Genomic DNA, 10,571 nt, shown 5'->3' with positions numbered 1-10,571 from the left:
TAATGCCGATCAGTTAAGAATATTTTCATGATCGGTTGACCGATCTTTTAAAGGCTTCAAAATCCGATATCAGAAACTGATATCGGATTTTTTTATGTCTTTACTCACAAACCTCGATGAAACATTTAGTCATGCGGAAGACTTGAAGGCTGTCGATAAGCTTATGTCTTTTGTCGACCCTGAACTTCTTCAGCAAGCCTATACACTATCGGGCGTAGCAACTATCAGACGTCGCCGGTTACCTCTGGATTCGGTCGTATTTACTATCGTGGGTATGAGTCTTTTTCGTAATGACCCTGTCTGGGACATCGCAAATAAACTTGATATCTCATTACCAGGTAAAAATCGATTTGTTGCCCCCAGTGCGGTAGTTCAAGCTCGGCAACGACTAGGTGATGAAGCTGTCGGTCACGTCTTTAAGCTGATGGCACAACGGGCCTTTGGTGATTTTGCCTTTGAACAGTGGTGTGGTTTAAATGTGTTAGCAGTTGATGGCGTGATGTTTCGTGCTCAGGATACCGGTGAGAACCTTACTGCATTCGGTTGTGACCGTAATGCTAAAGGCGATAATCCGTATCCACAGGTACGCATGTGTAGTCTGATGGAAACCTCCAGCCACCTTCTACTGGCCAGTGAGTTTGACAGTCGGGATGTGGGGGAGATGTCTCTTGCGCAGCGGCTTATTCCTTCGGTTCCCAATAACTCTCTGACTCTTTTCGACAGAGGATATTATTCGCTGGGGTTATTGTACTTATGGATGACTAAAGGCGTTAATACGCACTGGATGCTCCCTGCCCGTAAAGATCTACAGTACACAGTAAAACACCGACTAAGCGAACATGATGCTGTTATCACTCTCAAGACTTCGCCTCAGGCTCGGAAAAAATTTGATGGTCTACCAGAAACCATCGACGCGAGGCTAACCAGTTACAAAGTAGACGGGAAAAGCTACCATGTGCTCAGTTCAATGGTCGATGTATTGCAGTTTCCCTACGAAGAAGTTGTTGATGTGTACGTTCAACGCTGGGAAATAGAGCTAGGGTTCAGGGAAATGAAACAGACGCTAAATCAGGCCAAGCTAACACTTCGTAGCAAGAAACCTGAGATGGTACGACAGGAGCTCTGGGGACTACTACTGGCCTACAACCTGATTCGGATGATTATGCTGGATGCCGTTAAAGATATGCCTGAGCTATCCCCATCGCGGCTTAGCTTCGGCCTCTGCATGAGACACATCATCGTGTTCTTCCTAACCACTTTACCGGAAACAGTAACCAAGTTGCCCGTTCACTATGAATACCTGATGGAATCGTTAAGGATGATGAAATTACCTGACAAACGGCCTGATAGGTATTACCCAAGAGTTGTGAGGAAAAGACCGACTAAATACCCCACAAAGAAAAAAGCCAGTCAGCTTAACTGACTGGCATTAGGTATAAAACCGGCCTTTAATCTTTACTATTTTACTACTTATCTAAGTAGGTATTTAAAAACTCAAGGTATGCGTTTGAGGCTTTTATGCGGTTTTCCTTTTTAGTAAAACCATGGCCTTCATCATCAAATAACACATAGTCGACAGGCACACCATTTGCCTTTACAGCGGCAACAAGTTCATCGCTTTCAACTTGTAAAACCCGTGGGTCGTTAGCACCTTGGATCACCATTAATGGTTTAGTGATGTTTTTAGCGTGAAAGAGTGGCGAAATTGCACGGTGACGTTCGCCGTCTGTAGCTGGATCGCCCATTTCATCATACAGCGCCTTTTTAAAACTTTCCCACCATGGTGGAATCGAGTTTAAGGTTCTAACCCAGTTTGTCACACCAAAGATATTGATGCCTACTTTGAATTCTTCAGGTTCGAAGGCAAGTGCTGCAGCGGTCATAAAGCCACCGTAACTCCCTCCCATGATGCCAATTTTGTCTGCATCAACCCAATCTAGGCTTTGCAGGTGCTTTTTACCATAAACGATATCTTGTAAATCGTCAGTGCCATGTTTTTTGTCATCTAAATGGAAGAAGGTTTTACCGTAACCTGAACTGCCACGGTTATTGACTGCAAAAATGGCATAACCATGATTGACTAGATGCTGCTGCATCGCACTATAACCTGTGCGGCTTTGTCCGCCAGGGCCGCCATGCACCCAAACTAAAGCTGGTACTTTGTTGTTGCTGTTTGCTTGCTTAGGCTTGTATAAAACCCCTGGGATTTCTAAACCATCAAAGCTTTTAAAGCGCACAATTGTGCTTTCAACTAAGTCACTTTGATCAATTGCATCACTTAGTGTGTTAGTTAACTGTTTCGCTTTCGACTCACCGAGTTGCCACACAAATAAGTTGCTTGGTGAGGTATCTGAATTCAAGTAAAACGCCATGGTTTTTTCATCAGCAGAGAAGTTTACACCTCGTAAATTACCAGCAGGCAGCGATGGCATAGCAATGCCTTTACCTGTGGTGGTATCGATTATCGACACCTTAGTGCTTGCGTCCGCATTAACACCACTTACTTGATAACGGCCAGATTTAGAGAAATAAATAAAGCTCACATCCCATTCATCTTTGAGGGCAGGGCTATGCTCGCCAGTGGTTAAATCATAGCGCCAAATTTCTGCAAACTCACCTTTGGCATCGGTTGAGTAATACAGTGATTTACTGTCCCTTGAGAAGGTTTCAGGACCGAACTTGGCATCGTCGTCATGATGAGTGATGAGTTCAGGTTTAAGCGTTTTTTTGCGAGTATCAAGAATGAATACATCGCTGTCTTTGTTAGAATTGTTTTTCGATAAAGCAATAAAACGGCCATCAGGGCTGATTGCACCGACATCAAGCCCCATAGTATTTTGATAAACAGGGGTCACTTCATAGCTGCTAGTATCAACGCGGTACAGATCCATAAATTTAGCGTCGCGTTGGTTGCTGGTTATAAAGAAGTGTTTACCATCTTCAGTAAAGCCAGCAAATCCTGCACGGGTTTCTTCACCAGGGGTGAGGTCTTTAACTGTGCCATCGGTTTCGCGAACATAGATGTGATAACGCTCGTTACCCCCTGAGTCTTTAGTAAATAGCACGCGCTCATCGTTAGGGAAATAAGCGACTGCATAAGTACTGTCTTCAAAATCTGTTAAACGGGTTTTCTTGGCGGTTTTAATATCGACTTCGTACAAGCTATAAATACCGCTTTCGTCGCTGCTTATTAGTACTTTGTCGCCCTTCGGCGAAAAGCTACTGCCCATAATTGAGGTTGTATCAAAAAAGGTCTCAGCATCATATTGTTTAACTGTTTGCACTTGCTGTTGGTTGTTAGTACTGGTTGTTGATTGGTTTGACTGTGAACATCCTGCTAATGCAAGGCTGAGCGCACAAGCAATGGCTGCTAATTGGAAACTCGGTTTCATTGTAATTATTCCTTTTTATTTTTCCGCAATAGAGTCTTACTTGTTCAATTTATAAACGCAAGCCTTCGAGCGTCGATATTTGTTACAAATCGTGTAACTAAATGTGGACACTAGTGTGTTAGTATTTTTCCAGAATTAAAGTAATAATCATGATAGAAATTAAAGACCTCAATAAGCGTTTCGCTTCGGCTCAAGTTTTTAAAAATTATAATAAGCAGTTCAACGGCAAAAAAACTTGTTTACAAGCAGCTAATGGCAAGGGCAAAACAACATTACTGATGATCATTGCAGGCCTCGAAAGTTCACAATCAGGGTATGTTTTATTCAATAGTGAAACAATAGAATCTGTTCAAAATTATGTTTCGATTGCCAGTGACCGTATTGCGCTGCCCGATTTTTTAACCGCGCGACAAATTATTGAACTTAGTTGCAAGGCGTTAAAGAAAGAAATGCCAGAGCAACTTATTACTGGATTTAGGTTTGATGAGCATCTGAACACCCGTTTCAGGGCTTTGTCGAGTGGTAATCAAAAGAAGTGCCAGCTTATTATTGCTTTTTTAAAGCAAGCCCCATTTTTGTTGTTAGATGAACCGAGTGCAGCATTAGACCAAGAAAGCATTCGATTTTTACTGACTTTACTTGATGACTACCTCAATGATAAACCTAATGGGCAGATCATCATAACAAGCCATGAACCGGAGGTATTTTTACAGCACGGTTTTGAGTGTTCATCATTATGATTGACTACTTTGCCAGATACATCTCATTTCTCTCTTTTCGATATCTAGCATATACGACTACCCTTAAAAGTATGCTGTCTCAGCTAAAGAGTTTTAGCTTGCTGTTCGCACTCGTACTAGGTCCTGCATTTCTTGGTTTGGTTTTACTGTTGTTTTTAGGGCTTGGAAAAATAGTTGATAGCCATGCAGCACCCGCTTACGGTGCAAAATTAGCAGTGGTTTATCTTTTACTTGAATCGGCGATGTTATGGGCCATGACCCCAGCTATTAAAAATGCGCAAAACAGGGCATTTCAGCGCAGTTTATTTAAATCTTCTTGGCGAGTGTGTGTTGACTGCAAATTACTATTTTTAAGTAATGCTTGGCTTATTGCGAGTTTATTAATAGCAATGGATCTATCGCTAAAGCAATGGCTACAAGTGCCTCATTTCCTTTTGTTCATGTTGTTGCAATGGTTTTGCGGGGTATTTGTTCTTTATAGGCCACTTGCGCTCTTTTATAGCTTCTTAATAAGTTTTGTATTGGTACTACTGCCTGTTAGTTTAACTTTGCTGCAATACTTTTTGGGGTTTGTAGCTATTTTCTGCTGTTCGACTTTAATTCCCCCTGTGAGAATAAGTCATAAGTTAAAAGTACACTCGCTTGCCTTATTTTGGCTTAGTTACTTTTTACAGAACAGCTGGAGCTTAATATGGCGTGGCTCAGTATTGCTAGCATGCTTGCTCGCTTTATTACAGCTAATTGCAGTTCGTAGTGACTTTAGTGACTTGATACAAGCTGTGGCTTTTTCAGTATGCGTGTTGCTAGCTAGTTCATTACACTTCGATTGCTTGGCTGTTTTTAAAAAATATCGGTTGTTCTTTCAAAGCAATAACCAAGACAAGCAGTTTTACATAAGCCAGTTTTTACCCAGCCTTATATTTTTTGCTGTGGCTCTAGTGGTACTTATAAGCATGCTTGGCACTAACTTGAGTTACATCCCCATTGGGGCAGTATGGTGTGTATTACAGCAATATTTAGCGCAAAAAAAACCAGCGCATTATGCGCTGGTTTGGTTTGTTATAACAATTGGAATAATGTTTATTGCTTAAGTGGCATCCGCTTTTTTATTGCCTTCGCCACGAGCAACTTTACCAGCAACTAAGTCAGCAGGGTCAAAGTCGTCAACGTTAATAACGTCAAGACGGGCTTTTTCAACTGCGGCTAGTTTGTCGGCTTCTGCTTGGCTTAAAATGCCTGCTTCTAAGCCCATTTGCGCTACTTTATCAAGTTGGAAGAAAGGTAGTTTTACGCCTTTTTCACGGCATACCTTATTAAACAGCGGTTCAACTTCGAGTACGTCTTTAAGCGTTTGCTCTTGACGACCAACAAGATTAAGCGGCTCGTTTTTAAGGTAAATGTAGTTAGCTAAACGGTTACGAGTTTCGCTTGGTACTTGTAATAAGTGAGCAAGTTTGTGCTCAAGCTTATCAGTAGGCTTACGAACAGGACGACCGAATGGGAATAACATGATTTTTAGCATCGCACGAAGTGGTGCAGATGGCATGTTATTGATTAAGTCAGCCAGCGCGCGTTGGCAGTGGTAAAGGTGATCTTGGCAGCTCCATTGAACAAGCGCAAAATCTTCTTTTTTACGGCCTTCATCGTTGTAGCGTTTAAGTGTTGCAGATACAAGGTATAAGTAACTTAGTAAGTCACCTAAACGTGCCGAGATACGCTCTTTACGCTTCAATGAACCACCAAATACCGCCATGCTAATATCTGACATTAATGCTAATGACGCACTGAAACGAGATGCAATACGGTAGAATTCCGCTGTTTCGTCTTTGTATGGTGTGCTTGTGAAGCGAGCATTAGTAAAGGCTAACCACTTAGTACGAACTAGGTTCGAAATAGTAAAGCCAATGTGGCCCATTAACGCTTTATCGAATACTGACAGTGCTTCTTCACGGTCTTCAATCGCACAAGCACCTAGCTCAGTTAACACGAATGGATGACAGCGAATTGCACCTTGACCATAGATGATCATATTACGCGTTAAGATGTTTGCACCTTCTACGGTAATTGCAATTGGCGCACCTTGGTAACCACGGCCTAAGTAGTTGTTTGGACCAAGCATAATGCCTTTACCACCGTGAACATCCATGCCGTGAATGGTTGCTTCACGCATTTGCTCAGTTAAGTGGTATTTAATAATCGCAGAGACAACTGATGGTTTTTCACCAAGGTCAACAGCACCTGTTGACATGCTTACAGCTGCATCAGAGCTGTATGCGTAACCTGCCAGTTTTGCTAATGACTCTTCAACGCCTTCCATTTGACCAATAGGTAAACGGAATTGACGACGAATACGGCTGTAAGAGCCTGTTGCAAGCGCAATTGTTTTAATGCCACCTGTTGAGTTAGACGGCAATGTGATTGCACGACCAACAGATAAACATTCAACAAGCATACGCCAGCCTTGACCTGCCATTTTCGGGCCACCAATGATGTAATCAAGTGGCACGAAAATATCTTTACCACGAGTAGGACCATTCTGGAATGGAACATTTAGCGGGAAGTGGCGACGGCCAATTTCTACTCCTGGAGTATCTGTTGGGATAAGTGCACAAGTAATACCTGGTTCTTTGTCTTCACCGAGTAAACCATCTGGATCTTGTAGTTTAAATGCAAGTCCAAGTACAGTGGCAACAGGGGCAAGAGTGATGTAACGCTTGTTCCACGTTAGGCTAATACCGACAACCTCTTCACCGTTCCATTGACCTTTACATACAACACCGTAATCAGGGATAGCACTTGCGTCAGAACCTGCTTCTGGTGATGTTAAAGCAAAACATGGAATTTCGTGACCACTTGCAAGGCGTGGTAAGTAATGATCTTTTTGCTCTTTAGTTCCATAGTGCTGAAGTAGCTCACCTGGGCCTAACGAGTTAGGTACACCTACGATAGAAGATAGTAACGTTGATTTACTGGTTAGCTTTTGCAGTACACATGATTGTGCATAAGCAGAAAACTCTAAACCGCCGTATTCTTTTTTGATGATCATGGCAAAGAATTTGTTATCTTTCAGGTATTGCCAAACATCTTGCGGTAAATCAGTTAGTTCGTGCGTTGCGTGCCAATCATCTAGCATGCTACATACTTCTTCAACTGGACCATCAATAAACGCTTGCTCTTCGATAGTCAGTTTCGGGGCAGGGTACTGATGTAATTTGTTCCAGTCAGGACGGCCACAAAATAGATCCGCTTCCCACCATGTAGTACCAGCATCAATGGCTGATTTTTCAGTATCCGACATAGTCGGTGTTACTTTTTTAAACGCAGCAAAGATTGGTTTAATGATGTATTGTTGACGAATGCTAGTCACAGAAAGTGGCACAGCAATAAGTAAGAATAGTAGCCAACTAATTGCGCCAAACGCGCCAGCAAATGTGCCAACAAGTAAAGTCGCAATGGCAATACCTAAACAGGTATTCCAGCTTGATCTGTGGTAACTCGCAACGCTAAGCAGCACGAGTAAACCTAGTAAAAATATGAGAGTCATTGATTATTCCTTAATAGAGGTCAGACCACCTCTTTTAGAGTAGCGCTAGAACAAGCAATTATCAAGAGGGGAACAAGGATAAAACAGTAATTACTGCTGGGTTTGTTTTCGAAAAGTAGAATAGTTTTAAATTAGGTGTATAGCGTCGCTTATTGAAAGTACTTGAAGAACACAAATGAGATATAGTTTGAACCGGCATTAACGAACATTTAATGTTGAATAAACTAAGCTCGCTCTTTTGTTTTTATGTTTTATTTTTCTCTATAACATGCTAATAATATTAACGAAGTTGGAACTAAATCTATAATAAGGAAATGAAATGCTCAAAAATATAATTAAATATACATGTTTAAGTGGGTCAATAATATCATTCAGTGCTCTTGCCAATATTTATTCTCCTCAACCGCATGAAGGAGTTTATGGTGGGACTAAACCTGGTTGGGAGGCTGCAAACTATATCAAGCTACCTGAGTTTGACTTAATGGATAGTTTGAGTGGGTACAGTTCAGATATGGAGTATTATGATGATATAAATGGGTATATCATTAACTCTCATCGTAGCTCTTTGTGTAAAGGAAATACAGAATCAAGCCGTTGTAGAAAGGGGATGGTCAGATTTAAAAGAAGCTTATATTCCCCGAGTAAAACGCGTGAACATGAATTTGTGTTTAATGTGAAACCAGGCACAGAGTTTCCAGACTTTGCAATAATTTTCCAAGATTGGGTGGATTTAGACGGTATACCGACCACTGGTCATAGGCCAATCACAACTCTGAAGCTTCGCAAATGTAATGATAATAAATATTATTTACAGCATTATGATAATTCATGGCAGCTCAATGGCTCAAATCAGCCTGCAATTCCAGATAATGAATGTGGATCACCTAATAGTACAAGAACAGATACGTTACATGGAAGTATGGAAATTGATACATGGCAGGGGAGTGGTTCTAGTATAGGTAACTACTACGTTAAGATAATTACTCGAGATGATAATTCTGCCCCACAGCCGTCTGTTGAGGTGTATGTTAACGGTACATTGTTCTCGACTGCTAATTATAAAACAACATTTCCCAATACTGAGCATGTGATTATGGAAGGGTTGTATTGGAGTAAAGGATATAACTCTGAACACAATCCAGAGAAAGCATTAAGCTTAACTATGTGGGGCTTTGACTATAGTGAATACTAAGATTGGTAGAAGTATTCATTATTAATTATATAAGCCTGAGTAAATTCAGGCTTTTTAGTCTAGGCTATGTCTTGTCTTGGAATGTGTTACATATTTAGGACTAATTATGACAAATTGCCATACTAAAAATAAAGAGCGATATACATAAGCTAAAGGAGTTTATAGATTTAGCATAAACATATGCTGCGCACGAGGGTTTACAGTGGTTAAGTAGAAATTTTCATTCATGTAAAACCTTGAACAAATAAAATTACATACTACATTTTAACAAATGTAACGTTCCTACTTAAATGACTTATTATGAAAAAAGTATTTATAGCTTCTTTTATAACAATATTATCTTCTGGATGTGAGACTGTAAACCACAATAAATACATTACCGAAAGCCACATTCAGAAAAAGAAAATTGAACTTAATGAGAGTGGTTATTACCCATCATACAACTCTATAGTGTCTTTATGTAAAACAGCCGAGACAGCAAATAAGGTTTGCAATGTTCCTAGTGAGCTCTTAAGTGAGTTTTTAAAAGAGGGCTTACTTTTAACTAAAGCAAATTGTATGACCACTTTAGAAGATATTAACCAAGGAAGTAAAAACTCTCGATGGTTAAAAGATGAATTTTTGATAGGTACAGTTCTCGCAACAGGGTTAATGAGTCTAAATGGTGCATCTTCAAATTCAATAGAAAAATTAGCCCTTTGGAGTAGCTTTTTAGTTAGTTCGAGTGAATTGTACAATAACTATTACCTTCTAGGGCCCGACTCTAAAAGTGTAATAAACTTAGTTGAGAGAGCTCTCCAAAAACAAGAAGAGTATGCTTTATCATCAAGACCTGCTAGTTTTACTGCAGCCGCTAAAGAAGTTTTAAATTATTCTATTGTTTGTTCTTCTTCTAAAATAGATGAATTGGTTCAGCAATCAATGGAAAAAGCGGATATCAAAGTGCCGGAAAAAGAGTCGTATTTACAAGATTTGGGTGAAAATCTTAGGAAAGTTTTAGGCGCACCTAAATTAAACTCTGAGCAAATAAGTGCAATTTATTATCTGGTGGAGATGCAAAATGATAAATATCAGCCTAGAAATTTTGATAGAAAAATTAATTCTTTGCTAGGTGATTATGAAAATGAAATAAATAACAATGCTCAAAAATTACTTTCTATATTATCCAACTATCCTCTTGATGTGCAGGATGCTTTAAAGAATAACGCTTTGTATTGGAAAGAAGTTCAGTTGCGTTATTCTATTAATAATGAATTAGACAATTTTAATAAGTTTGTAGATTCCAATATTCCTGATGATGATAAAAAACAAAGCTTAATAGATGTATTTACTAATAATGTTTTTGATGAAAAATCAACTGAGAAGCTTACTGAGCTTTTAGATAAAACTATTCTAGCTGAGTCTGAAAAGGGTATAATCATTGAAGAGTTTAACGCTCTTTCACCTCAAGCTAAACAAGCTGTATTTCATCACAATTTAGGTGTATTACCAGTACAAGAAAAACTGAATTTACCATACAAAGTCCGTGGGTCATCTATTGTTAGTATTGAGTAGTCCTATAACTTTAAGCTCAGTGTTGAAATAGCTTAGAAAAATATACTTTGAGCTAAAATATGTTAATTGAAAGTAGAGCAGGTGAGTTGTTTGAGGGAAGATCGCTATGATGACTTTGAACCTGTTGAGTTAGAGGTGCTTTTGAGTCT

Annotated in this window: 7 protein-coding genes; 5 read left to right on the top strand and 2 right to left on the bottom strand. The window is 39.9% G+C overall.

What is annotated here, in order from left to right; all coding sequences use genetic code 11:
* Positions 1-94 precede the first annotated feature (94 nt).
* Positions 95-1,423: an IS4 family transposase gene (locus PAARA_RS12760; RefSeq protein WP_062567086.1), complete on the top strand. Its 1,329-nt coding sequence runs from the start codon at positions 95-97 to the stop codon at positions 1,421-1,423.
* A gap of 43 nt (positions 1,424-1,466) precedes the next feature.
* Here the strand turns inward: PAARA_RS12760 and PAARA_RS12755 are convergent, their stop codons facing one another.
* The gene (locus PAARA_RS12755; RefSeq protein ID WP_062569389.1) at positions 1,467-3,392 is read right to left on the bottom strand and encodes a S9 family peptidase; all 1,926 of its coding nucleotides are present in this window, start codon (positions 3,390-3,392) and stop codon (positions 1,467-1,469) included.
* A gap of 149 nt (positions 3,393-3,541) precedes the next feature.
* On the opposite strand from PAARA_RS12755, the gene PAARA_RS12750 reads away from it, so the two are divergent.
* Positions 3,542-4,132: an ABC transporter ATP-binding protein gene (locus tag PAARA_RS12750; RefSeq protein ID WP_062569388.1), complete on the top strand. Its 591-nt coding sequence runs from the start codon at positions 3,542-3,544 to the stop codon at positions 4,130-4,132.
* Positions 4,129-5,223, top strand: coding sequence for a DUF6136 family protein (locus tag PAARA_RS12745; RefSeq protein WP_062569387.1), 1,095 nt, complete (start codon positions 4,129-4,131; stop codon positions 5,221-5,223). The genes PAARA_RS12750 and PAARA_RS12745 overlap by 4 nt, the downstream gene beginning before the upstream one ends.
* On the opposite strand, the gene fadE is transcribed toward PAARA_RS12745, so the two are convergent.
* Entirely contained in the window at positions 5,220-7,676 is a 2,457-nt protein-coding gene (fadE, locus tag PAARA_RS12740) for an acyl-CoA dehydrogenase FadE (RefSeq protein ID WP_062569386.1), read from the bottom strand. The genes PAARA_RS12745 and fadE overlap by 4 nt on opposite strands.
* Positions 7,677-7,995: 319 nt before the next feature.
* On the opposite strand from fadE, the gene PAARA_RS12735 reads away from it, so the two are divergent.
* Both PAARA_RS12735 and PAARA_RS12730 read left to right on the top strand, forming a co-directional pair.
* Positions 7,996-8,868, top strand: coding sequence for a hypothetical protein (locus tag PAARA_RS12735; RefSeq protein ID WP_062569385.1), 873 nt, complete (start codon positions 7,996-7,998; stop codon positions 8,866-8,868).
* A 300-nt stretch (positions 8,869-9,168) separates the two neighbouring features.
* A complete protein-coding gene (locus tag PAARA_RS12730; RefSeq protein WP_062569384.1) occupies positions 9,169-10,422 on the top strand; it encodes a hypothetical protein in 1,254 nt (417 codons plus the stop codon).
* Positions 10,423-10,571: the final 149 nt, after the last annotated feature.

This window comes from Pseudoalteromonas arabiensis (genome assembly GCF_001550155.1).
Lineage (GTDB): Bacteria > Pseudomonadota > Gammaproteobacteria > Enterobacterales > Alteromonadaceae > Pseudoalteromonas > Pseudoalteromonas arabiensis.
The sequence above is the reverse complement of the archived record's forward strand: the minus strand, read 5'-3'. Positions and strand labels throughout refer to the sequence as shown.

What these genes read in the sequence shown, in the direction of transcription:
- PAARA_RS12760 (WP_062567086.1), top strand. Translation starts at nt 95, where the DNA reads ATGTCTTTACTCACAAACCTCGATGAAACATTTAGTCATGCGGAAGAC.
- PAARA_RS12755 (WP_062569389.1), bottom strand. Translation starts at nt 3,392, where the DNA reads ATGAAACCGAGTTTCCAATTAGCAGCCATTGCTTGTGCGCTCAGCCTT.
- PAARA_RS12750 (WP_062569388.1), top strand. Translation starts at nt 3,542, where the DNA reads ATGATAGAAATTAAAGACCTCAATAAGCGTTTCGCTTCGGCTCAAGTT.
- PAARA_RS12745 (WP_062569387.1), top strand. Translation starts at nt 4,129, where the DNA reads ATGATTGACTACTTTGCCAGATACATCTCATTTCTCTCTTTTCGATAT.
- fadE (WP_062569386.1), bottom strand. Translation starts at nt 7,676, where the DNA reads ATGACTCTCATATTTTTACTAGGTTTACTCGTGCTGCTTAGCGTTGCG.
- PAARA_RS12735 (WP_062569385.1), top strand. Translation starts at nt 7,996, where the DNA reads ATGCTCAAAAATATAATTAAATATACATGTTTAAGTGGGTCAATAATA.
- PAARA_RS12730 (WP_062569384.1), top strand. Translation starts at nt 9,169, where the DNA reads ATGAAAAAAGTATTTATAGCTTCTTTTATAACAATATTATCTTCTGGA.